This is a genomic window from Streptomyces sp. NPDC003035 (assembly GCF_042888285.1).
Classification (GTDB): Bacteria; Actinomycetota; Actinomycetes; order Streptomycetales; family Streptomycetaceae; genus Streptomyces.
In genome coordinates, this window is record NZ_JBIAPJ010000011.1 from 154,696 (window position 1) to 181,524 (window position 26,829).

General features: G+C 70.2%; 19 protein-coding genes and 2 pseudogenes. 13 read left to right on the forward strand and 8 right to left on the reverse strand.

The window, feature by feature from the left end; translation table 11 throughout:
• Positions 1-7: 7 nt before the first annotated feature.
• On the forward strand, positions 8-1,006 hold the full coding sequence (locus tag ACFYV5_RS30940) for a zinc-dependent alcohol dehydrogenase family protein (RefSeq protein WP_389173816.1): 999 nt from the start codon (positions 8-10) through the stop codon (positions 1,004-1,006).
• A 72-nt stretch (positions 1,007-1,078) separates the two neighbouring features.
• Here ACFYV5_RS30940 and ACFYV5_RS30945 read toward each other — a convergent pair whose 3' ends face one another.
• Positions 1,079-1,666, reverse strand: a complete 588-nt coding sequence (locus ACFYV5_RS30945; protein ID WP_355112936.1) for a TetR/AcrR family transcriptional regulator — start codon at positions 1,664-1,666, stop codon at positions 1,079-1,081.
• 63 nt (positions 1,667-1,729) lie between these two features.
• Here ACFYV5_RS30945 and ACFYV5_RS30950 point away from each other — a divergent pair, with 63 nt between their 5' ends.
• The 5 genes from ACFYV5_RS30950 (at position 1,730) to ACFYV5_RS30970 (ending at position 5,479) form a co-directional block, all read left to right on the forward strand.
• Entirely contained in the window at positions 1,730-2,230 is a 501-nt protein-coding gene (locus tag ACFYV5_RS30950) for an SRPBCC family protein (protein ID WP_389173820.1), read from the forward strand.
• Positions 2,231-2,419: 189 nt separating this feature from the next.
• Entirely contained in the window at positions 2,420-2,968 is a 549-nt protein-coding gene (locus tag ACFYV5_RS30955; RefSeq protein WP_389173823.1) for a transposase, read from the forward strand.
• Positions 2,965-3,267 (forward strand): hypothetical protein, encoded by a 303-nt coding sequence (locus ACFYV5_RS30960; RefSeq protein WP_389173826.1) that lies wholly within the window; start codon positions 2,965-2,967, stop codon positions 3,265-3,267. Before ACFYV5_RS30955 ends, ACFYV5_RS30960 begins: the two co-directional genes overlap by 4 nt.
• Positions 3,268-3,775: 508 nt before the next feature.
• Entirely contained in the window at positions 3,776-4,408 is a 633-nt protein-coding gene (locus ACFYV5_RS30965) for a hypothetical protein (RefSeq protein ID WP_389173829.1), read from the forward strand.
• A gap of 201 nt (positions 4,409-4,609) precedes the next feature.
• A complete protein-coding gene (locus ACFYV5_RS30970; RefSeq protein WP_389173832.1) occupies positions 4,610-5,479 on the forward strand; it encodes an endo alpha-1,4 polygalactosaminidase in 870 nt (289 codons plus the stop codon).
• Positions 5,480-5,568: 89 nt separating this feature from the next.
• Here ACFYV5_RS30970 and ACFYV5_RS30975 read toward each other — a convergent pair whose 3' ends face one another.
• Positions 5,569-6,567 carry an AraC family transcriptional regulator gene (locus ACFYV5_RS30975; protein ID WP_389173835.1) on the reverse strand — a complete coding sequence of 333 codons (999 nt, stop codon included), beginning with the start codon at positions 6,565-6,567 and terminating at the stop codon, positions 5,569-5,571.
• A gap of 100 nt (positions 6,568-6,667) precedes the next feature.
• On the opposite strand from ACFYV5_RS30975, the gene ACFYV5_RS30980 reads away from it, so the two are divergent.
• Together ACFYV5_RS30980 and ACFYV5_RS30985 are read left to right on the forward strand one after the other, a co-directional pair.
• Complete coding sequence (locus tag ACFYV5_RS30980) at positions 6,668-7,570, forward strand: MBL fold metallo-hydrolase (RefSeq protein WP_389173838.1); 903 nt, start codon at positions 6,668-6,670, stop codon at positions 7,568-7,570.
• Positions 7,571-7,672: 102 nt separating this feature from the next.
• Positions 7,673-8,047 carry a VOC family protein gene (locus ACFYV5_RS30985; protein WP_355112948.1) on the forward strand — a complete coding sequence of 125 codons (375 nt, stop codon included), beginning with the start codon at positions 7,673-7,675 and terminating at the stop codon, positions 8,045-8,047.
• A 370-nt stretch (positions 8,048-8,417) separates the two neighbouring features.
• Here ACFYV5_RS30985 and ACFYV5_RS30990 read toward each other — a convergent pair.
• A pseudogene (locus tag ACFYV5_RS30990) lies at positions 8,418-9,396 on the reverse strand (helix-turn-helix transcriptional regulator).
• A 140-nt stretch (positions 9,397-9,536) separates the two neighbouring features.
• Between ACFYV5_RS30990 and ACFYV5_RS30995 the strand changes: the two are divergent.
• A pseudogene (locus ACFYV5_RS30995) lies at positions 9,537-9,692 on the forward strand (RidA family protein); the annotation flags it as partial.
• 55 nt (positions 9,693-9,747) lie between these two features.
• Here the strand turns inward: ACFYV5_RS30995 and ACFYV5_RS31000 are convergent.
• The gene (locus ACFYV5_RS31000) at positions 9,748-9,933 is read right to left on the reverse strand and encodes a hypothetical protein (RefSeq protein ID WP_389173842.1); all 186 of its coding nucleotides are present in this window, start codon (positions 9,931-9,933) and stop codon (positions 9,748-9,750) included.
• A 2-nt stretch (positions 9,934-9,935) separates the two neighbouring features.
• Complete coding sequence (locus tag ACFYV5_RS31005) at positions 9,936-10,127, reverse strand: hypothetical protein (protein WP_389173845.1); 192 nt, start codon at positions 10,125-10,127, stop codon at positions 9,936-9,938.
• A 402-nt stretch (positions 10,128-10,529) separates the two neighbouring features.
• Between ACFYV5_RS31005 and ACFYV5_RS31010 the strand changes: the two genes are divergently transcribed.
• Entirely contained in the window at positions 10,530-12,020 is a 1,491-nt protein-coding gene (locus ACFYV5_RS31010) for a TerD family protein (RefSeq protein ID WP_389173848.1), read from the forward strand.
• 236 nt (positions 12,021-12,256) lie between these two features.
• Here ACFYV5_RS31010 and ACFYV5_RS31015 read toward each other — a convergent pair whose 3' ends face one another.
• Positions 12,257-13,186, reverse strand: coding sequence for an AraC family transcriptional regulator (locus ACFYV5_RS31015; RefSeq protein ID WP_389173851.1), 930 nt, complete (start codon positions 13,184-13,186; stop codon positions 12,257-12,259).
• Between the two features lie 111 nt (positions 13,187-13,297).
• Here ACFYV5_RS31015 and ACFYV5_RS31020 point away from each other — a divergent pair, with 111 nt between their 5' ends.
• A complete protein-coding gene (locus ACFYV5_RS31020; protein WP_389173854.1) occupies positions 13,298-13,978 on the forward strand; it encodes an NAD(P)H oxidoreductase in 681 nt (226 codons plus the stop codon).
• A 279-nt stretch (positions 13,979-14,257) separates the two neighbouring features.
• Here the strand turns inward: ACFYV5_RS31020 and ACFYV5_RS31025 are convergent, their stop codons facing one another.
• On the reverse strand, positions 14,258-17,785 hold the full coding sequence (locus tag ACFYV5_RS31025) for a DNRLRE domain-containing protein (protein ID WP_389173857.1): 3,528 nt from the start codon (positions 17,783-17,785) through the stop codon (positions 14,258-14,260).
• Between the two features lie 547 nt (positions 17,786-18,332).
• Here ACFYV5_RS31025 and ACFYV5_RS31030 point away from each other — a divergent pair.
• The gene (locus tag ACFYV5_RS31030; RefSeq protein WP_389173860.1) at positions 18,333-25,133 is read left to right on the forward strand and encodes an RHS repeat-associated core domain-containing protein; all 6,801 of its coding nucleotides are present in this window, start codon (positions 18,333-18,335) and stop codon (positions 25,131-25,133) included.
• Positions 25,134-25,149: 16 nt separating this feature from the next.
• Positions 25,150-25,587 carry a hypothetical protein gene (locus ACFYV5_RS31035; RefSeq protein ID WP_355112962.1) on the forward strand — a complete coding sequence of 146 codons (438 nt, stop codon included), beginning with the start codon at positions 25,150-25,152 and terminating at the stop codon, positions 25,585-25,587.
• A gap of 160 nt (positions 25,588-25,747) precedes the next feature.
• Here the strand turns inward: ACFYV5_RS31035 and ACFYV5_RS31040 are convergent, their stop codons facing one another.
• Positions 25,748-26,743: an ArsR/SmtB family transcription factor gene (locus ACFYV5_RS31040; RefSeq protein ID WP_389173863.1), complete on the reverse strand. Its 996-nt coding sequence runs from the start codon at positions 26,741-26,743 to the stop codon at positions 25,748-25,750.
• Positions 26,744-26,829 lie beyond the last annotated feature (86 nt).

Genomic DNA, 26,829 nt, shown 5'->3' on the forward strand with positions numbered 1-26,829 from the left:
ATGCGTGATGACCGTGGCGGTGCGGTTCCATGAGTACGGCGGGCCCGAGGTGCTGCGCCTGGAGAGCGTGGAGGTCGGTGAACCGGGCCCCGGTGAGGTGCTGATCCGGGTGGACGCGATCGGCGTCAACCGCGCCGAGGTGTTGTTCCGCGGCGGTCACTACATCGAGCCGGTGAAGGAGTTCCCCGCCCGGCTCGGTCTGGAGGCCGCGGGCGTGGTCGAGGCGATCGGCGCGGGCGTGGCGGGCGTCGAGGTCGGCGGACGGGTCAGCGTCGTGCCCGCGTTCTCGATGAACGACTACGGCGTCTACGCGCAGCGGGCCATCGTCCCCGCGGCCGCGGTCGTGGATCGCCCCGAGGGTGTGGGTGCGGTCGAGGGCGCGGCGGTGTGGATGCCGTACGTGACGGCGTACGGAGCGCTGATCGAGGTGGGCGGGATGGGGGCGGGGGACACGGTCGTGCTCACCGCGGCCTCGAGCAGCGTCGGCCTGGCGGCGATTCAGGTCGCCCGGCGCGTAGGCGCCACACCCATCGCCACGACGCGCAGCCGGGCCAAGAGGGGCGCCTTGCTGGAGGCGGGGGCGGCGGAGGTGATCGTCACCGACGAGGAGGATGTGGCAGACCGCGTGCTCGCCCTGACGGCGGGCCGGGGTGCCGAGTTCGTGTTCGACGCCGTCGCCGGACCCGGCGTGGTGGACCTGGCGAGGGCGGTCGCCCCGGGCGGCACGCTGTTTCTGTACGGGGCGGTGAGCGGTCTGGCGACTCCCTTCCCGGGGTTCGACCTGGGGATGCCCGCGCTGAACATGCGTACGTACACGATGCACGAGACGACCAGGGACCCGGAACGCCTGCGCCGCGCCCAGGCGTTCGTCTCCTCCGGATTGCGTACGGGCGCCTTCCGCCCCGTCGTGGACCGCACCTTCGCCCTGGACGAGATCGCCGCGGCGCACCGGTACATGGAGGCGGGCGCTCAGGTGGGCAAGATCGTGGTCACGGTCGACCACTGACGGGAAACGCGGCGTCGTGATCGGGCGCACGCGAGGCGCGGGTCGTCCGATCACCGTCCGCGCGGCCGGTGGTCATCGTTCGGCATCGAGGAGCGCGGCGGCGCATTGCTCGGCGAGGTCCTCCGCGTACGGCGGCAGGGTGTCACCGGCGCGCAGATGCCGGCGGACGAGGGACAGCGGCAGTTCGACGACGGCCAGGGTGATGCGCTCCTGGTCCTGGGGCCCGGTCGAGCCGAGGGCCGCCGCGAGGTCGGCGAGGGAGCCGAAGACCCGGCGGTTGCCGCGGTCCGCGCGCTCCCTGTGTTCCGGGGACCAGTCGGAGCGGCCGAACTCCTCGGCGCCGTACAGGAGGAGTGAAGCTTCCCGGGTATGGCCGCGGCTCCACGCCACGACGTGCCGGGCGGCCGCGCGGGCCGCCCGGCGGGGGTCGGTGTCGCTGTGGAGCGCGTCGAAGTAGCCCTGCTGGAACCGTTCGACGGTACGCAGCCACACCTCGGCGAGCAGGGCCGACCGCCCGGGGAAGCGGTGGTACATCGAGCCGCTGGGGGCGCCGATCGCCTGGGCGACGGCGGACATGGTCACGCCGCCGGGCCCTGCGGCGCTCAGCCGGACGGCGGCGTCGAGGATCTGGTCGGTGTCGAAGCGGGGTGGTCTCGCCATGAATCAGAGAGTACCCTCCACATTATTAGAGAGTGCTCTCTAATAATCGTGAGGGGAGGACGCATGGGCGTCTACAACGTGCACGAACGACTGCTGGCGGCGAAGGAGAGCGAGGTCGGGGCTCGTTTGGACAGCCTGTCCGCCGGGCCGGCGGACAGGCTCTGGCCGCGCGGGGCTTGGCCGCCGATGACGCTCGATCAGGGTCTGAGCGTCGGCTCGGCCGGCGGACACGGCCCGATCGGCTACACGGTCGCGGCGTACGTGCCGGGCACCTGGGTCCGCTTCACCTTCACCGGCCCCCGCGGCTTCCGCGGCTTCCACGAGTTCGCCGTGCTGCCGGTCGACGAGGACCACACCGTCCTGCGTCACACTCTCGCGATGCGAACCCACGGCCTCGCACGCGTGAGCTGGCCACTCGCGTATCGCCGGCTCCACGACGCCTGCCTGGAGGACAGCCTGGACCGCGCGGAACGCGACTGCACGGGCACCCTCGCCCGCGGCTCCCGTTGGAGCCCGTACGTCCGCTTCCTCCACGCACTGATCCGCCTCGCCGGCCGCAGCTAGACCGCGTTCGAAAGGCCACCCTCCCGGCGACCATGCGGGGCGCCACCTCGGCGCGCCGGGAGGGGCGGGTTGATATTGGTCGGGGAGACCTCGAGGGCCCTACGCTGCGGACTGGCCGGACACCGACGTTCTGGTGATCTTCTCTCCCGAACCGCCTTCCGCCCGGGGCGGGGTGCTCGTCGTGAACGATTGCGGACCCGGCAAAGGCGATGCGTACGCCACCATCCTGGTCGACCTGGAGACTCGGCGTCCCGCTCGACGTGCTGCCCCGGGCGGGACGCGGCGCCGCTGACTGCCTGGCTTCGCGGCCACCCTGAAGTGGAGATCATCTGTCGGGACCGGGCCGGCGCATACGCGGAAGGCGCTCGGGCCCGCGCCCCTCAGGCCGCACAGGTCGCGGACGGATGGCATCTGTGGCGGAACCTCGCCGAGGCAGTGGAGCAGACGGTCGGCACCCGGCGCAGCTGCATCCGTGCAGCGCCCACGGCGCCTGGTGGCGGTTTGGGGAGCCATCAGCGACAGAGCCTGATATCCCAAGGGGACGTTTCCGCGAACAGGGCCGACCCAGTGAGCGTCTGCCGGACAGCCATCTCATCGGGCGTCAGCCCGGAAGCCACCGCCCAGCCGACGGCAGCAGCCGAGACTCTGGCCCGCCCGGGAGTTGCGTCCTGCAGGCGGATCACACCCATAACCCCTTCGCCGCCACCGGCGTCGTCCCATACAGTGCCGAAGGCATGACGGCACTCACATCCTTCACCTTCGTGCGCCACATCGACGGTCTCCGCTACCACTTCGAACGCGACGGCGAGCACAACGGCCGTCCCGCCTACCGTCGGACGGACGGAAACGTGCGGTGTGTCTGGTCGCCGACCGACGGCTGGCACTGCGAGATCGGTGACGGCCTCGTCACCGCCCATCCCGCCCATCCCCTCAACAACCACGCCGACGAACCCGAACCCCCGGCCACCGTCTGGCGCAGCTTCAAAGGCGACCGCTCCTACCTCTACGACCTCCGGGCGCACGAGCCGGAAGCCTGACCATCCGCCGGGCAGTGACTGGGTGGCTCACGTTCTGGAGCACCAGCCCCTTGGGCGATCCGGTGCGGGCCGCCGCGGACAGGCCGGTCAACGAGGGGCCGGCCGACGCCACCGGCGTCGACCACCAACGACCTCGAGTCGATCCCGGGCGACTGCCCGCCGAGAAGGCGACGATCGCCCCCTGTGTGCGGGAGCCGACGAGGGAGGGTCAAGATGGGCGGCTCTGCCTGTGCTGGAGGACGTGCGCCGGGTCGGCGTCGTCACCGGTCGCCAGTTCCTGCGGTTCCCGGACGAGTGGTCATCCGGTGGCAACCGGTGGAGAACGTCGGCAACCTCGGCGAGTTCTGCCGAAGCAGCGAGCCGCCGCCCCTGGGGCTCGCCCTCGTCCGGGCCGAGATCGGCGCCCTCCAGCGTCGATCCGGCGGGAAGCCCCGAAGGCCGTTGCTGTTCAGTCATCCCCTTGACCGACGGGAGCGGACGGTGTGCGCCGGGGGCTAGGGTGCGTTCTGTGCACGCTGCTGAACTCGACCGCCGGGCCCTTTCGTACGACGGCTGGATTCCTCCCCACCTCGTCTCCTGGCTCGTCGAGCACGGCCACCTCCACGAGGTGGAAGCCCAGGCGCGCGGCGGTGACTGGTTCTGCGCCCAGGAGCGGGTGCGCATCCTCGTCGAGCAGGACCGGCGGGACGAGGCCCTGGAGGCGCTCGCCCCGTATCTCGCCACAGGCTGGTGGAAGGCGGCCCGCAGCGTTGCCGAGCTGCTCGACACATGGGCACGCGTGGACGAGGCGATCGCCGTCTTCCGCTCGAACATGGCGGCCGACTGGCGGCTGGCCCTGAAGCACTTCGCGCTCCTGCTCGCCCGGCACGGTCGGGGCGACGAGCTGCGGGAGTACGCGGCCACCGAGGCCCTCGGGGCCGCTGCCCGTTGGCCTGGGCCGGGACGAGGAGGTCGCCGCACTGCTGGCTGCCCGCGTCCCGGCAGGGCGCCGGGGCGACGCTCGGCCTTCGGGGGCCGCCCGGGACTCCGAACCCGACGACGCCATCGACCTGTTGGCCACCGCGCGCGAGCGGCAGGGGCGGGTCGACGAGGCGATCGCCCTGCTACGGACGCGACAGATCACGTGCGTCAACGGCCGTGACCAACTGGCCGATCTGCTGGCCCGACATGACAGATCCTCGCGGAGCTCCTTGCCGACGCCGGGCGTCCGGAGGAGGCCGTCGCGATACTGGATCCGGCCATACCGGCCAACCGCAGCGCCCCCGCGCCCCCGGGCCCGTTCTCCGGCCCGGCGGGGCGACCGCGCGCCCCTCCCTTCCTCGACCAACAGGAGCTCCGCACTGTGTTCGCCCGTATCCCGCGTCCAGTCCGCAGTGCGCTGTCCGCCCTGGCCCTGACCGGCGTCCTCACGGTGGCGGCGGCCGGCTGCGGGGCGTCCGGTGGCCCGAGGGGCGGTGGCGACTCCGCACCTTCCTCCCAGCCCCCGTCGGGAACGGTGGTACGGCCCGAACCCCATGTCGGCTTCGACTACCAGATCGGCGGTCCGTATCCACCCCCGCCCGGTGTGGGGGCGGTCTCCCGCGACCGTACGGTGAAGCCGGCGCCGGGGCTGTACAACGTCTGCTACGTCAATGCCTTCCAGGCGCAGCCCGACGCCACCGACTGGTGGCAGTCCAACCACCCCCACCTCCTCCTCCGCCACGCCTCCGGTGCCGTGGTCATGGACAAGGACTGGGGTGAGGCTCTGCTGGACGTCTCCACGCCCGCCAAGCGCGAGCGGCTCGCCGTGATCGTCGGCGAGTGGATCGCCGGGTGCGCTGCCGGCGGCTTCCAGGCGGTCGAGGCGGACAACCTCGATTCGTACGAGAGGTCCCAGGGCCTTCTCACAGCCGAGGACGACTTGGCGTTCGCGCGGCTCCTCGTGGCCCGCGCTCACGCGGCCGGGCTCGCGATCGGCCAGAAGAACGCCGTCGGCCTCGTGGAGAGAGGGCGGAGCCTGGGCTTCGACTTCGCGGTCGCCGAGGAGTGCGGGCAGTACGAGGAATGCGGCCCGTATGCGAGCGCCTTCGACGATCGCGTGTTCGTCATCGAGTACCAGGCGGCGGGTTTTCACGCGGCGTGCGAGGCCTGGGGTGACAGGCTCTCGATCGTCCTGCGGGACGAGGACGTGCTGCCGGCCGGGCGACCGGGTCACGTCCGCCGGACGTGCTGAGTCCCCCTTCCCTGTCCCCATCCCGTCGAGCCGTACGACGTGCTGCCGCTCGCCGGCGCACGGATCGGGCAGGGGCGGGCGCAGGTGTGTCAGGGGTGGGACCGAGTGTCCGCCGCCGCGGCGGTCCGGGCCCGGTAGCGCCCCGGCGTGGTGCCGAACTCGCGGCTGAAGGCGTGGGAGAGCGCGTACGGGGTTCCGTAGCCGACACGGCCGGCGATGACGGCCAGTGGCGCCTGGGTGTCACGCAGCATGGTGGCGGCCAGCGTGAGTCGCCACCAGGTGAGGTAGGCCATCGGAGGGCGGCCCACGAGGGCGGTGAAACGGCGGGCCAGGGTGGGCCGGGAGACGCCGGCTTCGGCGGCCAGGCGGGCGTTCGTCCACGGGGCGGCGGGCTCCGTGTGCAGCGCCCGTACCGCCGCTGCGGTGACCGCGTCGCCGAGCACGGCCGACCACGCGCCGGCGGTGTCCTGAGCCACCCACGAACGGATCATGTAGACGAGCAGAAGGTCGACGAGGCTGGGGACGGCGATGCCGGAGCCGGCCCGGTGCGCGCCCAGCTCGGTGCCGAGCAGGTCGATCGCGGCGCGCAGTTCGGGGTTGCTGCCGACGCGGTGCGGCAGGTGGACGAGGTGGGGAAGTTCCTCCATGAGGGGGTGCACCCGGCTGCGATCGAGACGGTACTTGCCGCACAGCATCTCCACCGGCCCACCGAGGCCCCCCCGTTCCGCTCCCGCTCCCGCCCCCGCCCCTGTGACCGTCGCTGTTGCCGTCGTGGGGGAGGGGCGGCGCGGCATGCCGGCCTCGGCCCATAGTTCGAAGGGAACTGCCCGAGTCAGGGTCGCCGCGTCGGCGGGGGAGTCGGCGATGACGTGCCCCGTGCCGTGCGGCAGCAGTACCGCATCCCCTGTGCCGAGTCGGATCGGTGAGCCGCCGTCGGGCAGCAGCCAGCAGGAACCCTCCAGGACCACGTGGAAGCCCGCACCGTCATAGGGGGCGAGCCGTGTGCACCACCTTCCGTCGACCCGCACCCGGTCGGAGGAGGGCTGCCCGATGCGTACGGTCGCGATGGCATCGCTCACTACGTCCACCCAGGCAGTGTATGTCCTCCTCTCGCGTGAGACGAACACGTATCCGATCGAGCAGGAGGAGCATTGAGAGACTCACCGCATCCTTCCTAGGATCGGGAGCATGAAGAATGAGAGCCCCCGGAGCATGATGCTCGGAGACGTCGAGGTCATCCGGATCGTGGAGTGGCAGGGCGCCTTCGCGCCCGCCCGCACCCTTGTTCCGCAGTCGGAAGCCGACGTGTGGAAAGCGAACGAAAACTGGCTGGCGCCGGACCACTGGGAGCCGGACACCGACCGGGCGGTGATGGCGCTCCAGACCTGGGTGCTGCGCAGCGGTGGACGGACCGTGCTCGTCGACACGGGCGTGGGCAAGGGGCGCGAGCGCCCCAACTCGCCGCAGTTCCACCACTGGCAGGGCGACTTCCTCGGCCTCCTGGCCGGGGTCGGCATCCAACCCGAAGACGTCGACATCGTGGTCAACACCCACCTCCACGCCGACCACGTCGGCTGGAACACCATCGACGCCGAGGGGGAGTGGATCCCGGCCTTCCCCAACGCCGAGTACCTCATCCCGGCCGCCGACGACTTCCACTTCGGCCCGGACAACGCGTACGGGAAGGGCCGGCAGGAGGACGACCGGCTGGTCTACGAGGACAGCGTCGCGCCCGTGCACCGTGCCGGGCAGTCCGTGCTCTGGGAGGGCGTCCATCGCATCGACGCCCACCTCACCCTGGAACCGGCGCCCGGCCACACACCGGGCTCCAGCGTGCTGCGCCTCGCCTCCGGAACCGACCGGGCGGTCTTCGTCGGCGACCTCCTGCACAGCCCCGTCCAGGTCCTCGACCCCTCGTGCAACAGCTGCTTCTGCCTCGACGCACAGGCGGCGGTGGCCAGTCGGCGCCGAATTCTCGAGCGGGCCTGCGTCGAAAGGGAGTTGGTCGTGCCCGCTCACTTCGGCGGTGAGGGCGTTGTGGAAGTCCGCCGGGAGGGCGGCGGCTTCGCGCTGCACCAACCGTGGAGGTGAACCCACCGGCGGGGTCCGGCAGACCAGCGGGCGGGCGGGCATGTCTAGGGTAGGCATCGAGAGACCACCGTCCACCGCCCACTGTTCGCTCCCGGAGGTGCCGTGACCCTGCAGATGAAGTTGAGCGCGATCACACTCGACTGCCCTGACCCTCTGGCTCTCGCCGCGTTCTACCAGCAGGTCACCGGTCTCGAACCCCACCCGAAATCGAGCGCCGACTTCGCCGGCCTTGACGGCGAGGGCGGACTCCTGATCGGCTTTCAACGGGTCGACGACCACCAGCCCCCGAGCTGGCCCGATCAAGCCGTTCCCCAGCAGCTCCACCTCTGTTTCGACGTCACGGACGTGGACCTGGACGAGGCCGAGGCGCGGCTCCTGGAGCTGGGCGCGGGCAAGCCGACTCAGCAGCCCCACGAGAACAGGTGGCGGGTCCTGACCGATCCGGCCGGCCATCCTTTCTGCGTGGTCGCACGCTGATCGCGCGTACGACGCCTACCGCCCGGCGGAAGGGCCCTCGTAGCCGCGTTTGTCGATCAGGAGCGGTTGTGGCTCGGGCCGCCGTCGAGGACGGCCACGAGGTCCTCCAGCTCGCGGCGCGGAACTGGTCACGCAGGTGGTATTCGGCATCGGTCTCGTCATCGTCGCCCGAGACAAGCCCGCGAACGGCAGAGGCGGCCCTCGCCCGAGCTCACCGCTTTCGCCGACCTCGGCGGCGAACCTCTGCTTGTTCGGTCGGTGGCGTTCGCTCGCACGCCGCCCGCACCGCAGACGTGCACGGCGGTGCATGGGAGCGACGGGCCATGTCACCTGCGCCCATCTGGCCCTCTGACAGGCGGTCAAGTCCGCTTCAGGACGAGTCTCCGTAGCGGGTGGCGATCGCGGCGGCGCGCTCGCGTAGGGAGGCGCGCAATGACTGCGGGGCCAGCGCTTCCGCGTCCATGCCCAGCTGCCACAGCGCCCATTCGGCGTGTCGGAAATCTTGGAAGGTCAACTCCAGCCGTAGCCGGCCGCCGTCCGCGTCGGGTTCTTCTGCGCGGACGGCCAGTGCGGTGTCCAGCAGCTCCTCCCGCCGTGCCGGGTTCACCCGTACCAGCACGGTGATGTGGTCGCCTCCGGAGAGAAACCGCGTGGAGCGCTCCCGCCAGATCCGGTCCAGATCGACCCGGTTCGGTCGCTGTGCCGTTTCGGGGAGCTCCTCGGCGGCCAGCACCCCGTGACAGCCGGTACGTGCGGTCCGCGCCAGATCTCGTGGCCAGCAAGTAGCCCCGGTCGCGTACGGTGACCAGGCCGATCGGGTCCACCGTGCGCCACTGTGGTTCCTGGCCTGTGGCCGCGTAGTGGATCCGCAGCTTGTGTCCAGCGAGCACCGCGCGCCTGACCACGATCATTGTGGTGTCGGGCACCTCCTTGGTGACCAGCCGGCGTGAGAGCAGGTCGGTCTCCGGGTCGACGAGAAATCGCCCGACCCCGTCGCTCGCGGAGGCCCGGTGACCTTCGGGCAGCGCGTCGACCACCTTCCGCATGGCCGAATCGAGCGCCGAGCCGAGGCCGAATACCTGCTCGCCGCGGCCCGACCCGGCGGTCAGCAGGGCAAGGGCCTCGTCGTGGTTCAGTCCGGTGAGCTCGGTCCGAAAACCGGGCAACAACGCGAAACCGCCGTGCCGGCCGCGTTCGGCGTAGACCGGGACGCCGGCCGCGGACAGCGCCTCGATGTCGCACAGCACGGTGCGGGTGGATACCTCCAGCTCGCGAGCCAGCGAGTCCGCTGTCAGCCGACCGCGCTGGCGCAGCAGTAGCACGAGTGAGACCAACCGGTCGGCGCGCATGCGAGAACGCTAACGGAATACATGACTGAGGGTGTCGTGATGTGTTGGGAGGCTCGTTGACGCGACGCCAAAGTCGACGGCTACCGAGTCGAAGCCGATGGACGTCCGTACCCGATGAATCGAATGGAGCTGATGTGGCAGTGGAACGAACGGCGGTCAACCCCGTGACGTGGTCGGAGGAGAGGGGATTCAACCAGGGCGAGGCCGTCTCGGGGCACTCACGGACTCTGTACATCTCGGGGCAGACGGCGATGAACGGCGACGGCAAGCCCCAGCATGACGGTGACATGGCGGCCGTCCTGCTCGGTCGCGGCGGGCAGCAGCGCCTCGTGCGAGGCCGGCGCGTTCTGCTCAAGCCATGAGGGTGATGCGCTGCCACGCCTCGGTCACCTGCCGTGCGGCGATCTGCTCCAGGCGCGGATCGGGGGCCTGGCCGTCGTCGGTATCGCTGGTGGCGGGGAGCGGTCCGATGGCTTCGACGTCACGGATCTGGAGCTGCCCCTCCGTCGTCAGGGGCGGGCCGTAGGCGTAGCGCACGGTCAGGGGGGGCAGTCATCGAAGGTGTCGCCGTCGATCGTCGCAGCGTACAGGCCGACCCTGCCGGTGCGCTTGCCCAGACGGGGGTCGTCGGCCAACTGCCGGGCGAGGACCTTGACCGCGTATGGGACACCGTCTCCGAGGTGGGCGCAGAGGTCGCGTATGTGGTCGGGTATGTCCACGGTCACGGTCACGGTTCCGTCTTCCCTCTGGGCCGTCGAGTGCTGTCTGACAGGATGCCAGCCGTAGGGGCGGCCCTACGAGCACGGCATCGACGAACATGAGGGCGGAGTGGGACGCCGTTCTTGAGCAGCGCGAGGCGGACAGTGGCGAGGTTTGTTCCTTCGCGGTCGGCGATGTCCTGGAGCACCCGCCTGGGGCAGTGGAGCACCTGGTACGAACAGGACCACATGTCGTCTGCTGTCCCAGCACCTCGTCGACTGCCCGGTGTCATCATCGGCGGCTGTGAGGCCGTAGGCGGGGGAAGCTCCCCGGAGCCGTACGCCCTTCTCGTCACCCCTTCGCCGACCTGGGTGTCCCCGCACTGCCGTGCCCGGCCGTGGACCTGCCCGGGGGCGGCGTGCCAGCATGACGCGGTGACGCAGATCATCAAGGGGGAGAACCTGCCGGTCCCCGGGCAGGCGTGGCGGATCGAGGTCGTCCGGCAGGCGCCCGGCGATGGGGTGCCGGAGGTGGCGGCCTCCGCGCTGCTCCTGGACGCCACCGGCAAGGCCGTCTGGCAACTGGTCCTCGAACGGGCCGGCGTCGTGGACGACCGGTTCGCGGACCGGCTGGACCTTGACACCGAAAGGTTCGGACCGGACATCCGGCGCATCGTGATCGTCGCCGTGGGCCAGAACGGCACGCTCGGGCAAGTGCCCGGCCTGTCGGTGCGGACGCTGAGCGCCGTGACCGGGGAGCAACTCGCCCTGTACGAGATCGACGACGCCACCACCGAAACGGCGCTCGTCCTCGGCGAGTACTACCGGCGCGACGGTGGCTGGAAGTTCCGTGCGGTGGGCGAGGGGTACGACGCGGGGCTCAGGGCGCTGGCGGAGGACTTCGGCATCTCGGTGCCGGCACCGGCCCCGGGCGGGCCGGTGCCGGTGGAGCTTCCACGCGGGGCCGTCGGCAAGTCCCCAGGGGCGGCTGCCGATACGGAGCGGAGGCAGGGAACGGGTTCGGCCCAGTGCCAGGGGCACGGTGGCGGCTCGGGACTGACGAAGGGCGAGGCCGAGGCGCTCGGCCCGGGCTCGCGTACACCGCATGCCCTCGCCCAGGCCCAGTCCGAGGCCCAGACCGGAGCCCAGGCCCAGTCCGGAGCGCAGGCCCAGTCCCGGAGCTCGACCCAGAGCTCGCTCCAGACCCCGTCCCGGCGGCCGGGAGCGATCCCGGTGGTCCCCTCGCCGGCCCCGTCACCCGAAGCGGTCGCCGCCGCCGCGACCCTCGGTGGGGAGTTCGAGGACATCGTGTACAGCGGGCGGGGCAGCGCCAAGTTCGCCATGGACACGACTCCACCGCCCGGCTACGTCCTGGTCGACTTCGCCCGGACCGGCAAGGGCTTCTTCGACCTGGACTCCATCGACTGGGACGGCAGGGAGGCCGTCGACCTCGGGAGCTCGGACACGTCCCACCGGTTCGAGCGGCGGGTGATGTGGTGCGACAACCTGTACCCGCTGCGCTTCCGCGTCGACTGCGGCGACAGCGACGAGTGGACGATCGTGATCCGGCCCGTGAGCACGGTGCGCGAGCTCGGCGAGGCGGCCACCGGCCGGGGCTCCGAGGTGCTGCTTCACACCGGGCCCGCCGGCGAGCTGGTCTCCCGTCTGCGTCCGACGGAGGCAACCGGGTCCGTGCGTGTCGAGGGGTACAAGCCCCGTCGCCCCGGTACCCCCGCCACGTACCCGGTCCCGCTGGCGAACGAGTCCGGCCGGAGCCCGAGGGACGCGCGAGTGCTGCCGGAGGGGCCGCTGCTCCTGGCGGTGGTCCAAGGAGCGGGCGACTGGTCACTGGAAGTCCGTCCCCCAAGGAGCGTCCCACCCCAGGAGAAGCGCTCCGGTTTCTGGCGCCGCATCGGCAGGTCCTAGGTCCAACGCCGTTCAGTCAGGGCCGGGGGCTGTTCGTCAAGGCTGGTGAACGAGGGAGCGGAGCTGATGGCTCCGAGGCGTTGCGGACCGCGATGACGGATGTCACCGACCCGTACCGGGCCAGCCCCTGCGACGGGGCGATGGGATAGGGACCCAGGTCTTGCGCCTTGGCTGGTCTTCGACGAAGAGGGGAAGGTCGTGCAGCCGGTCCGCAGGTTCCTTCGCCGGACCGGGACTCAGGCCGCCGCGGCGCGAAACGTGCTGGGGCTCAGGCCCTTGTGGCGTTTGAACGCGGCACTGAAGCCGAAAGCGTCGGCATAGCCGACCGACCTTCCGATCTGGGCGATGCCGAGGTCGGTGTCGGTCAGAAGCGCCTCGGCCTCGTTCATGCGGCATTCGGTGAGGTAAGCGAGGGGCGGGCGGCCCATCAGCTTGGTGAAGCGCTTGGCGAACAGCGCCCGGGAGACGCCGGCTCGCGCGGCCAGCGACGCCACCGTCCACGCCTCGGCCGGCCGGTCGTGGAAGGCCTGCAGGGCGGGGGCGAGGACGGGGTCGGCGAGGCCCCGATACCAGCTGGGCGCGTCGGCGCCGGCCTGGTCGAACCAGCTGCGCAACGTGCACACCAAGGCCCAGTCGAGAAGCCGGTCCATCAGCGCCTGTGAACCGGCCGAGAGTTGGGCGGCGTCGACGGCGGCCGTCTCCAGCCAGGCACAGACCTCGGCGTCCTCCTTGATCACCAAGACGGGCGGCAAGGCACGCAGGAGCCGTTCGTGGCGGTGGCCCGAGGCGCGATAGGCGCCCACGATCAGAGCGGTCGCCTGTTCCGAGTCGGTGCCCCAGTGGATACCGCCGAGTTCCTGGGCGGTGCACTCGGCGTCCGTGGTGAAGCAGGAGATCTCGTACGCGGCATGGGAGCCGTGGACAGTGGCGGGCTGGTCCACGAGATGGAACGGTGCAGGGCCGCTCACGATGGCTGTATCGCCCACGCCGACCGCTCGCTCGGTGCCGTCGGGCAGCATCAGAGTGCCCCCGCCGCGCAGCACGCTGATCATGGTGAGCGGTGCGTCGTCGGCGAAGCGGATGGTCCAGGGCGCCGTCAGTACGGCGTGGCTGACGACCGAGCCCTCGGCCCGGACGCCACTCAGTAGCGAACTCAAAGGATCCACGGAAACACCGTAGACGATCTCCTATGTTCCGGAGCGTTTCTCCCATGGATCATCTACGCCACCGCAGCTGTACTGGATTCATCGCATCGACCAGACCAGCCGGGAGACACCGTGACGCAGCACGACAGCAATGCCAGGACAGCCCTCGTAGTCGTCGCACACCACCGCACCGATTCCCTCACCGCGCACACGGCCCGCCGTGCTGCCGCCCGGCTCGAAGCCGCCGGATACCGCATCGACATGCTCGACCTGCACGCCGAGGGGTTCGACCCACGGATGAACATCTCGGACCAGCCGGACTGGGGCAACAGGGAAAAGCCGTATTCGGACGAAGCACACGCCCATATGCGGCGCATCCTCGACGCCGATGTCGTCGTCGCCGTCTTCCCGGTGTACTGGCAGAGCGTGCCCGCCATCCTCAAGGGCTGGATCGACCGCGTATGGAACTACGGTTTCGCCTACGGCCGCAGCAAGCCTCGCCTCGCCGGCAAGCGCATGCTGTGGCTGGGCCTGGCCGGCGCCACTGCCGACGATCCCGTCGTGCAGGGGATGCAAACCGTCCTCGAAACCAATCTGAGCGAAGGTATCGCCTACTACTGCGGGTTCTCCCATTCCACCGTCGGCCTGCTCACCGACGCGGAGGAGCGCCCGCAGCGCGTCGACGCCGAAGGCAACCTCCTGGTCGGCGCAGCGGTCGCGGGAGCTGAGCGAGAGGCGCAGTACGCGGATCTCGACCGGCGGGCGCGGGAGTTCGTGGAACGGTTCCTTGCCGAGGACCTTGTGGCTGCCTGACCGCCAGGGAGACATAGGCCGCGCGTTTTCCCGGAAGCTCTCCGGGGGCGCGGCGAGACTACCGTCAGGCAGCCGATGAAACTCGCGCCGGCCGACGCGGACCTCGGCCTGGTCCCGCTCGCGATCACGCCGGCCGGAGAGCCCGGCGCCGTGCCGCGCGACTCGGCGCCCACGCCGTACGGAACGGCTGGGCGGAACACCTGTGAACGCGAACGGGGGACGACAGCGGGGCCCGGCCGAGTCGGCCGGGCCCCGCTGTCGTAGGGGAGGTGCGTCATATCACCCGATGGCGAGCTTGTTCTTCCACCCCACGCCGTCGCTGTTGCTGATGATCTCGACCCCGCTGTGCGCCATCTCCCCTCGGGTGCCGGCATAGAAGCGCACCGCACCGTCCACCCGCAGCGTCCAGATGTCGGGGATGCCGTCGCCGTTGGCGTCCGGTGAGCCGTAGAACAGCCGGATGTTGCTGCGTCCCCAGCCCGAGGCGCCGTACTGGGCGTCCACCCCGGTCGCGGAGTTGGCGGCGGACGCCAGGGACATGATGTCCACCCCGCTGCCGTCGGCGTCCTTCTTGCCGGTGCGGAGCAGCAGCCTGGCCGACACGTCGGTGCGGTAGATCATGTCGGACACTCCGTCGCCGGTGATGTCCTGGACGGTGACGATGTCGCGCTCCAGCCAGGCCGAACTCGACAGCTGGACGGCCTTCTCGATGCTCGCGCCGTTGTAGCCGACGAGGGCCCACAGCGCGTCCCCGACCTTCAGGAAGAAGTCCGTCTTGCCGTCGCCGGTGGCGTCTCCCGCGGAGACGATCTGGGTGATGGTGTCCGGCGCCGGGGCGTTCGACGGCAGCAGGATCTCCTGCCGCTTGTCGATGTTCACGCCGCCGTACCCGTCGCCCGGGTACACCCACAGCTTGCCCTCACGGCGCGCGACGAGATCCTGGAGACCGTCCCCGCCGTAGACGTCGCCGAGGTGGGTGATCAGGGTGTCCTTCCAGTAGCCGGACGGTGCCGCGATGTACTGCGGAAGTCCGTCGTCGCCGTTCGGGTCCTTCGCGGGATTGCCGCGGTAGGAGCCCGACATGGAGTAGTCCAGGTCACCCGTGCCCTTCACCAGGTCGGTGGTGGCCTCCGACGGGTAGAGCCGCAGGTTGCCGTTGCCGTCCACCACCATCAGGTCGGGCAGCTTGTCACCGGTGAAGTCGCCGGGATGGTCCGCCTGGTCCCGAGGAGTCACGTAGAAGAGGTACTTCGTCGGCTGGGACGGGTGGCCCGCGTCGTCGACCGCCCGTACGTAGAGCACGTTCGGCCCCGCGAGCGGAGGCTTGACGTTGCTCACGGTGGTCGTCGTGGTGACGGGCGCGCCGTTCGTCCGGGCCACCGAGAACGGGTACGACGCCTGGTTGAAGCCGTACTCGAACTTCACCACGTCCGTCTGGGCCGCCTTGAAGCTGAAGGAACCGGGCGTGCCGAACTTCACCGTGCTCCACTTGGAGTCCTCGGAGTCGTTCCCGAAGCCGTTGTCCTTGGCGTCGGCGTCCGGGAACTGCGCCGAGGTGGCGGTCGGCGACGACGGCTTCGAGTTGTCGAAGACGAAGCGGCACGGGGTCTTCGTGTGCGAGTACGACGAGGTCGCGCCGAACTTGTCGACGGCCTTGGCCCGCCACGAGTAGGTGGTCCCGTTCTTCAGCCCGCTCGTGGAGAAGGGATCGGTGTGGACCTTCGCCGAGCCGGTCTGGCTGCCGACCGACACCTTGCCCTTGCTGCCGAGCAGGTTGGTGGTGCTGCCACCGGTCGGCCACAGTTCGAAGTGGATCGTCTGGAGGTTGCTGTCCTTGTCGGTGCTGTTCGCCCAGAGGGTGATGGCGGAGGCGCCCACGTTGAGGTACGGGGAGGTGGTGTCGCAGCGCACCCCGTTCGGGTCGAGGACCAGGCTGGTGGGGGTGGCCGGCCGACGGTTGTACGACAGATCGACGTACGGGTCGTGGCCGCCGTTCGCCTGGAACTTCTTCCAGGAGTACTGAGACCCCTCGTCCGAGGACTTGAAGCCGATGGTCATCGTCTTCCAGCCGCCGTCGACGGCCTTCTTCGCCGAGGACTTGACGTCGAACGCGACCCATTCGTCAGGGCAGGAGGAGGACTTCCAGCCGTGCGCGAAGCTGCCGCCGCCGATCTTGTTGCCGCTGTTCATGGACGGCGCGCTCTTCCAGTTCGTCTTCGAACTGATCGTGCCGGTCAGATGCACGGTCATGCTGCGCTTGCTGCACGACCACGAGTACGTCTCCAGGGCGCGCAGCTTGGCGCTGTGCACCGTGGAACCCTTCAGGTCGGGGTCCCAGTCGATGCTGAAGTACGACCGTGAGGTGCCCCAGGTGTCGGACTCGTAGCCGACGCGGGCCTCGTGCGTGCCGCCCTTGTTGAAGTTCTTGCCGTTGTAGAAGCTCGCGTTCGGGTGGCGGCTGTACGCCGTCGTCCAGTCGTTCGTGTGCTTCTTGACGGACGGGTCGACGAAGACCGGGTACACGGTGCCGGGGTCGTTCAAGAAGTCCTGGTCCGGGGTCATCACCCAGTCCGAGCCCTCCAGGTCCGTCCCCACCAGCGTGCCCTTGGAGTCGGGCTGAGGGCCGTTGACTCCGGGCAGCGACAGCGTCGCCGCCGCGCCGGTCTGCGACGGCTCGGGAGTCGGCTCCGCGGGCACGGGCGGCGCGGACCCCTCGATCTCACCGATCACGGACGGATCGGCGGCCTCGTCGGTCGCCTCCGGCAGCAGCTCGTTGAACGTGTCGCCCTGGTCACCGTCGTTCATGCCGTCCGTGGGCTCGGCCGACACGGTCGGCGACTCCTCGGGCTCACCGGACGGAACGGGTGACTCGGAGGGGATCACCTCAGGGACGGTGGGGGAGGCGCTGGTGCCGCCTTCGCCGTCGGTGAGTGTGGGCGTGCCCGAGCTGTCCCACATGAGCGGCGTGGGGGACTCGGCGATGTCCTGGCCTCCGGTGTCGGTGGCGGAGACGACGCCCGTGGTCGGGTCCAGCTTGAAGCTGAGGTCCGGCGAGGACAGGCCGTACGCGAGTCGGGCGACGCGCGGGTCGGCCGCGGCCTGACGGTTCTTCACCACCAGGAGCTGGGCGAAGCCTCCGTCATCGGCGGTGAGCACGAGGTCGGCGCCGGGCAGGATCTCCGGATAGAGCGCCCTGGGGCCGTCGATGATCGGGGTGGGCACGGCGTCGGGCCAGGTCACCACGATGTCGTGGCCGTTGACGGTGAGTGTGGCGAGAACGTTGCCCGTAGCGGCCGCGGTCGCCCTGGGGAGGCCGGCCACCGTTCCCGGCAGCAGCGAGACGCGCTGCGCGCCGGCTCGGGAGGCACGGTCGTCCCCCGCGCCCTGCGGGCCCTTGCCCTTCGAGCCGGCCGAGAAGACGACACCCACGTTGGTGGCCTTGGTCGCCCAGCCGGCGTCGACCCGCTTCAGATCGGTGTCGATGGCCTTCCAGACCCCGTCGACCTTGGCGCGGATCGGGCTGGCGTGGATCCGCCGCTGCATCAGGCCGTCCGGCCGGGCCCAGGTGGTCGAGTACGCCGTACGCATGGCGGTGGCCTCGACGGCCTTGCCGGTCTTCCGGGCCAGCGTGCCGGCATCGGACTCGCTCAGGGGAGCGCTGTTCCTGGTGCGCGGACCGGCCGCGTCCCGACGGTCCTCGGGACCGCTGTCGAGACCGACGTACGTGAGGCCGGAGGCCACGACGACGGCGGCCGCCACGGCCGCGACCGGTCGACGCCCGGACATGCGGCGCCATCTGCTCGTCATGAGCGAGGTTCCTTCCCCCTCGAGAACCGGCTTTCGGCAGACCGCCGACCGGGCTCCTGTGGCTGGTCACGCGGGCACGGCGGTTCACGCCTCACGTAACGGATGCCTGCAGATCATGACTTACGGGGGATCAGCCGTCACGCGGCGGCCACGAAACCTCCGCGGGGAGCCGGACGCCGTCTTCCGGGCCGGGCCGATCGGGCCGCCGCGGCAGGGGAGCGGTCGGCGGCAGACGAACCGGATGTTCCGTTTGCTATCGGGATGAAAAGCGCGCCGTATTGCCCTCATTGGGAAGGGATCACTCCCAGTCTGGCTGGCAACGCCGCTTTACCTCGTTTCCCTGGTGATTGAGGGGCACCTAGGTGGGTTGAGGTCGAGCCATGACCCATTCCACCGATGTATGGATGTGATCATCACCACGTGATCACTTTCTGTCTGGTCTTTACGCGCAACTCACACACAGAATTGCCACGTTCATGGCCTCACCTGCGGTCCGCCCAGGCGCCGCTTCTCGTCGTCCGGGGGGACCTCACCCGTGCCTGCCTTCTTGTCCGCGCGCCGAAAGCGCCTGCGTACCGCGGTGGTTCCGGCCGTCGGTGCCGCCCTGCTGCTCACGCTCCTCCCGACCCAGGCCGCCGCCCAGCCGCCCGATCCGGCCAGGGACGAAGTGCCCCGCGAGGAACTCGTCCTGGAGAACCTCCCCGAGGAGAAGCCGGTGGACGGGGCGACCCGCAACGCCGGCCTGGACGCGATCGCGGCCGAGCCTCCGGCCGACCAGGCCGAGGCTCCTGCGGGCACCGCGACGCCGCCGGCCGGCGGCACGGCCGCCGTGACCTTCGGCGACCCCGCCCCGCAGCAGGCCTCCTCCGCCTCCGGGACCACCGCCGTGCGACAGGCCTCGTTCACCACGGGCCGCGCCACCACGGGCCGTGCCGCCGCGGGCTCCACCGCCGTCCCGGCCGCGCTGGAGCCGGTCGGAACGCTTCCCGTGAAGCTCGGCCAGGCCCCCGGCGCCGCGACGCCCACCGGCACCTGGCAGGTCGGCGTCTACCCGCGCACCGCGCCGGAGGCCGACAGCGTCGACGGCGCGGTCGTCACCGTGACCGCGCCCACCACCGGTTCCGTCCCGGTCTCCGTGCAGCTCGACTACCAGGCGTACCAGAACCTCTACGGCGCCGACTGGGCCTCCCGGCTGACGTTCGTCCAGTTCCCGGAGTGCTACCTGACCACCCCGGACGTCGAGGAGTGCCGTACCTACGACGAGCTGGAGACGGTCAACGACACCACGTCCAAGACCATCACGGCGACGGTCGACACCGCCGCCGACGGCACCGTCACCCCGGCCGTCGCCCCGCGCACCACCACCCCGCCGTCCGGCATCTTCCAGGCCTCCTACGTCCGCTCCGCCGACGTCCGGCAGGTCGCCGACGGCGGTGACAGGGCCGTCGTCGGCGCCGTCGACTCCGGCATGGGCGAGGGCGGCTCCTTCCGGGCCACCCCCCTGATCTCCAACGGCAAGTGGGAGGCCGGAACCTCCTCCGGCGCGTTCACGTGGTCGTACCCCGTCGACGTGCCGTCGGCGCCGGCCGGCCCCACGCCGGAGATCTCCTTCAACTACAACTCCCAGGCGGTGGACGGCAGGACCGCCACCTCCTCCCCGCAGGCCTCCTGGATCGGCGAGGGCTGGGACTACGACCCCGGCCACATCGAGCGCCGCTACCGCACCTGCAAGGACGACCGCGAAGCGACCTCGGCCGGTGAGGCGAACAACACGGCCAAGAAGGCCAAGACCTCCGACCTGTGCTGGGTCTCGTACAACGCCGTCATGTCCCACGCCGGCCGGACCGTCGAACTGGTCCGGGAAGGCACCGGCAACACCTACCGCCCGCAGCACGACGACGGCACCCGCGTCGAGTTGAAGACCGGCGGCACCAACGGTGACAACAACGGCGAGTACTGGGTCGTCACCACGACCGACGGCACCAAGTACTTCTACGGCCTGAACAAGATCGGTGACGGTCACGCCGACACCCAGTCGGTCTTCACCGTGCCCGTCTTCGGCAACCACCCCGGTGAGCCGTGCCACGCCGCGACCTTCGCGGCCTCCCGCTGCAACGACGACGCCATGAAGCAGCAGGCCTGGCACTGGGGCCTGGACAAGGTGATCGACGTCCACGGCAACGTGATGATCGTCAACTGGCACAAGTCGACGAACTACTACGCCGTCAACAAGAAGTTCAAGACCCCGGAGAAGTACGACCGCGGCGGTCTCCCCGACTCCATCGAGTACGGTCTGCGCGAAGGCGCCCTGGGCGCGGAGCCGGCGGCCAAGATCGACTTCCTGCTGTGGCAGCGGTGCGTCCAGGACGACACGGTCTGCGCCTCCGAGAAGTTCGACGACACCAAGAACCCCGCCTCCTACCGCCCCTGGTGGGACAGCCCCGGCAACCTCAACTGCAAGTCCGGCTCGAAGCTGTGCCCGGGCTTCCCCTCCTTCTGGAACCGGCTGCGGCTCGGCGGAGTCACCACCTACGCCCACCGCCCCGGCACCACGGGCCTGGCCAAGGTGGACACCTACCGGCTCAACCACTCGTTCCCCCGCGACTGGTACGACACCGCGCCCGGCCTGTGGCTGAACTCCGTCACCCGCTACGGCCACAAGCCCGGCGACACCAGCGGAACCCTGCTGTCGAAGGCCGGCGTCAGCTTCAAGCCGTACGTCGTCGGCACCGGCGCCGCCCATCCGCTGAGCGGCTACCTGAAGGACAAGCAGCTCCCCAACCTCGTACCCCGCAGCAGCTCCGACGCGCGCCCCGGCTTCACCCGCCCGCGCATCGGCACGGTCTCCACCGAGCACGGCGGTGACGTCGAGGTCACGTACAAGGGCGGCTGCAAGATCCAGCCCACCGTCGCGCCCGAGGACAACCACGGCACCTGCTTCCCGCTGCGCTGGTCGCCCGACGGTGAGGTGGAGAAGCCGGCCCTCGCCTGGTTCAACAAGTACGTCGTGCACACGGTGACCGAGACCGACCGCATCACCGGTGTCTCCGACCGGATCACCCACCGCTACGACTACGCCGACGCGGCCTGGGCCAAGAGCGACGACGAGTTCACCAAGCCCGCCCTGCGCACCCACAGCGAATGGCGCGGCTACCGGCAGGTCTCCACGCTCAAGGGCAGCAAGAGCGTCCCCACCACGGGCAGCCCCCAGACACAGTCCCGCTCCGTCATGCGGTACTTCCGCGGCGCGGGCGGCGCGGTCAAGGACTCCACCGGCGCCGTCACCCTCGCGGCCGACGACGCCCCCCAGTACGCCGGCATGCCCGCCGAGACGATCGTGTACGACGGATCCGGCGGCCGCGTCGTCAAGCGCAGCCTGACGTACCCCTGGTCCACGGAGACCGCCTCGCGGACCCGCGACGGCGGCCTGTCCCCGCTCAAGGCGTACCGCGTCGGTGTGAAGCGTTCGGACGCGATCCAGACCGTCGGCACCAGCTGGCAGGCGGTCCGCACCGAGACGGAGGCGGATCCCGACTGGGGCATCCCCGTCCAGATGCAGACGGCCGTCGTCAAGCCGAACGGCACGGGCGAGACGCTCAGCGACTACACCTGCACCAAGACCACGCTGGCCCACAACACCACGGCCCACATCATCGGCGCTCCGACGTCGACCCGTAAGACGGCGACCTCCTGCGCGACCCAGGCGTCCGCCGACCCGAAGACCCAGCTGGTCAGCTCGGTCCGGATGTCGTACGACAACCAGGAGTGGGGAGCCGCCCCTGTCAAGGGCCTCGTCACCTCCACCGCCGAGATCGACGGCGCCGGTACCTCGCACTCCCTCGTCACCACGACGACGTACGACCCCCTGGGCCGGACCCGCAAGGTGACCGAGCCGGAGGTGGGCACCACCGAGACCCAGTACACCCCCGGCGACACGGGCGGTGCGGTGACCAGCGTCAAGGTCATCAACCCCAAGGGGCACGAGACCGTCCGCACCTTCGACCCCGGCCGCGGCTCGGAACTCACCGTCACCGACCCCAACGGCAAGGTCACACGGACCGAGTACGACGCCTTCGGGCGGCTCGTCAAGGGCTGGTCGACGGCCCGCTCCTCCGGTACCCAGACGCCTGATGTCATCATCGGCTACCAGATGGCCGAGAGCACGCCGACGGTGACCAGGCCGACCGCCGTGATCGCCCAGAGCATCAAGGACGACGGCAGCTACGCCAAGCAGATCACCGTCTACGACGGCCTGATGCGCGCCGTCCAGACCCAGCGCGAGGCCCACGGCCCCGGCCGGATCATCACCGACACGCGCTACAACGACCACGGCCTGGTCGCCGAGCAGACCGGTGCGTACGTCGCGAAGGGAGAGCCGGAGGCCGCCCAGTTCAAGCGGGTGTCCGACGCCCTCGTCCCGAGCCTGGTCCGCACGCGCTTCGACGGTCTGGAACGACCGGTCCGGGCGACGACCTACCACAGCGGCGACACCGCGTTCTGGTCGACGACCACCTACGGCGACACCAACACCTACAGCCGTCCCTCCGGCGGCGCCACCCCGGCCACCAACACCTGGACCGACGCCCGAGGCCGGATCACCCTGATCCAGCACTACACGAACACCGCCACCAGCCGCTGGCGCGACACCCGCTACGGCTACGACGCCCGCGGCAACCGCAACAAGGTCACCGACCCGGCGGGCAACGTCTGGACCTATACCCATGACGCCCGCGGCCGGATCACCTCCGCCACGGACCCGGACACCGGCGACATCGCCTACGGCTACGACAACGCCGACCGCCAGACCAGCGCCACCGACCTCCGAGGAGCGATCCACACCTCCTACGACCAGCTGGGCCGCATCGTCGCGGTCCGCGAGGGCACCGCGACCTCGGCGCCCGTCAAGGAGTACACCTACGACGACGTCACCGGCGGCATCGGCCGACGGACCTCGGCGATCCGCCACGACGCCGGCGGCGACTACATCAGCCGCATCACCGGTTTCGACGCGCGCTACCAGCCCACCGGCCGCCAGGTGGTGATCCCCGCCAACTCCATGACCACCGGAGTCTCCGGCACGTACGGCTACGCGTACAGCTACACACCGACGGGCAAGCCGCTGTCGGTGACCCTGCCGGCTGCGGGCGGTCTCGCCCAGGAGAAGGTCATCACCCGCTACAACAGCGACGGGATGGCCGAGTCCACCTCCGGGCACACCTGGTACACCTCCGACATCACCTACTCGCCGTACGGGGAGCCGCTGCGGACGGTCACCGGACCACAGCCCTACCGCGTGTGGACGACCAACTTCGTCGACCAGCACACCGGACGCCTTCAGCGCACGGTGGCCGACCGCGAGACCGCGAACTCCCACCGGATCGCCGACAGCACGTACGCGTACGACATCGCGGGCAATGTGACCGGCTACGCACGCAAGCTGACCGACGGCGCGACCACGACGAGGGACACCCAGTGCTTCACCTATGACGCGATGGGCGAGCTCACCCAGGCCTGGACCTCCAACATCACGCCGCAGGGCAACGGCACGGGCTGCAAGGCGGCGAACGGCGCCGCCTGGGGGCCGCGCACGGACGGCTGGCCCTCCAGCGGCCCGGTGGCCGAGGCCCCCGACCAGACGACCGACGGAGAGAGCCCGGACAGCGTGCTGACGGCCTCCCTCGCCGCCGGAGCGCCGGCCACCGGGACCGTCGACACCGGCACCACCTCCTACTGGCAGTCGTTCCGGTTCGACCTGATCGGCAACCGCGCCTCGCTGGTGGAGCACAACACCAACGACGCCACGAAGGACGTGACGTTCACCTACGGGTACGGCAAGACCGTCACGGGCAACGACACAAGCCCGTCGTACACGGCCCAGCCCCACACCCTGTCCTGGGTGTCGACGGCCCCGACCGGCGGCGGCAGCGCGTACACCAACGACGCGGCCGGCAACACCACCAAGCGCGACCTCGCCCACACCACCCAGGACCTGACGTGGACGCGCGAGAACAAGCTCGCGACGATCACCGAGAACGGTGTCACGACGAAGTACGTCTACGACGCCGACGGCAACCGCATCCTGGAGAACAGCCCCTCCGGCAGCGTGCTGAACGTGGACGGCACCGAACTGACCACCACGGCCGGGAAGATCACCCGCGCGACGCGGGGCTACGCCCAGCAGGGCGCGCCCACGGTCGTCCGGTCCACCGTGAACGGGGCCACCACCGGCCACAAGCTCACCGTGCTGCTCTCCGACCACCTCGGTACCGCCACGACGGCAGTCGAGCAGACCACCAACCAGCCCATCACCCGCAGGGCCTTCAAGCCCTACGGCGAGGTGCGCGGGCCGAAGCCGGCCTGGGTCGACCGACGGTCGTACCTGGGCGTCGGCATCGACGACCCGAGCGGCCTCACCCACATCGGAGCGCGTGAGTACGACGCGGCCACCGGCCGCTTCATCTCCGCGGACCCCGTGGTGGACCTGTCCGACCCGCTTCAGATGAACGGGTACGCGTACAGCAACAACAGCCCGATCACCAACAGCGACCCGACCGGCCTGTTCTTCTTCGGCCTCTTCACGAACATCACGAAGATGTTCATGCAGATCACCGGGATCGGCCTGCACGCCAACCCGGGTCTGAAGAAGCCGGTCGCCAAGCCTCCGGTGGTGAAGCACAAGAACTTCCAGAACATCCTGGACGCCATCTACCTCCGGGAGGTCAGGCCCGGAGCGAAGGTCACCGGTGACGGAAAGGCCGCCACGGCGTTCATCAACGAGCTGAACTACGGCAAGCCCGTCAACGGCAGGTGGCACGTCCCGAAGGTTCCCGACCTGATGACCCGTCTCACCGACCTCCTGGAGGAGGACCGCAAGGCGCGGATGGACGGCGGCAAGGGTGTGCTCACGGATTCCGAACTCAAGCTCGCGAAGGCCGAGTCGAAGGAACTCTGGCACGCCCTGAACCTCAGGGACATCGACGGAAAGATGACGGCGTACACGAAGGCGAACCCGGCGATCGAGAAGAACCTCATCGCCAGCCGCAAGAAAGCCGTGAACGCCGAGGCCCTGTCGGACATCACCGGTCAGAAATTCGAGGTCCATCCCAAGGACCGGTCGCCCAATCCGAAACCGCGAGCAACGGGCACACCGAGCAGACTGGGCGGCTTCTACAAGTCGTTCGGTATCGCCGGCGGCGCCGTGGGCGTGGCCGAGGCGCCCCGGAACATCCAGGAGCACGGAGTGAAGGACGGCCTGATGGAGACGTTCAAGGATATGATCGACCCCCTCGGGGTGGCGGACTCGCTGACCGCCGATCCGTGCGCCAACCCGCATGCCTGTATCGCGTAAGGGAATCGAGTACGTGGTGACGGAACCGATCGCATCGGACACCTTTCTCGGGGAGATGCTGGAGACCTTCCCCGAGATGCGGGAGCCGGTCGCGCAGAAGGTCCGCTCGGCCCTCGATCTCGACGACGATCCGGCGGACGCGGAGGCGGTCCGGACGGACGTGTACGGCCGGCTCTGGGACCTGTTCAACGAGGTGCTGCTCCCGGCGCTGGCGGCGGAGCCGGGCCCCGAGCGGTCGGAGGTGCTGCGGCGCTCCTTCTCCTTCCTGGAGAGGGTCGCCGCCTCACCCGAGCCGGTCGTCCGGGAGTACCTCGGGGGGCTGACCGGTGACTATCTGATCGGCAGGGACGGCCCGCTCTCCTACGCCCACGCAGGGCCGGGGGTCCGCGCCGTCATGGTCCGAGCCTGCGCGGACTGGGGCTTGCCGGTACCCGCGGACTGGACGACGTCGTAAGGTCGTAAGGAAGCCCGTGCCTTCCCCGGGCCACGGACAGCAGGAATGGCAAGGGCCCGCACCTTCACGAGGTGCGGGCCCTTCCCGCTGTTCACCGGTGGTACGCCCCGAGCGGGGGGTGCTCCGCTTCAACCGGTGCGGCGAGACGCCCTCAGCCATGTCACCGCCACGAGGTGGACAGGAGGTCGACGAGCGCGTCACCCCGGGTGGTGCGGGTGACCTGGACGTGCTGGCCGCGTCTTTCGCGGTGGACGAGCCCGGCGGCCTCCAGTTGGCCGCAGTGGTGGGTGACGGTGGAGGGAGCGCAGACGAGGGCCGCCGCGAGCTGGCCCATGGTGCGAGGGCGTGAGAGGCCGCGCAGGATGCGCGCTCTGAGGGTGCCGAGGACGAGTGTCAGGGCATCGCCGACGGTGGGTTCGGGGTACTGCCCGGCCCACAGGGTGCTCAGGCCGGGGACCGGGTAGCCGAACCAGACGGCGTCCGGGCGGTCGAAGCTGAAGACGGACGCGCCGTTGCCGGAGACCATCGGTACCAGCACCACGCGCCGGCCGGCCCGTTCGAACGTCTCCGGGTGGGGATCGGGCAGGCGCAGCGTCTGGCCGGACAGGCGGACGCGGGGGCCTATGCCCGCCAGTACCGGCTCCAGGGCGTCGCTGACCGCCGCGACGCCGATGCGTTCGGTCTCCCGTGCCAGCAGGGGACCGGCCAGGCTCCACGCCGGCGCGTAGCTGTCCCAGACGGCGCGGAGAATACCCGCGTAGGCGGTGATGAACGCTTGTGGCCGGTCCACCACGCTCTGCCACTGCCGGGGAACGGTACCGCGGAAGTCCGCCTCCAGCTCCGCCAGCAGCGCATCCGGCGACACCTCCTGCAGACGGTCGAGTTGGGCCGAGAGGTCGGTCTCCCACAGCGGGGCGGTGGGCGTCAGGCAGTCGGGGACCATGGAGTACTCGGGCGCGAACAGCGGATGCAGGACTCCTGCGGCGCCCGTCGGCACGGCCGCCCGTACGGCCCGTCTCCAGGCAGGGTGGACGCCCTGCGAGCGGCCGCCGAGAACATCGGCGACCAGCGACATCAGAGTGACACCCGGCTGCGGCAACACGGAGACGGCGACCGTCTCCAACGGCCCCAGATGCAGCTGTGAGTAGCCGGACACAGAAGAACCCCCGTTCATCAGTGACTGCGCCGACTGTAACCCCGCGGGTCGCCGATGCCGCTTTTCGAGACCCTTCGAAAAGCTGG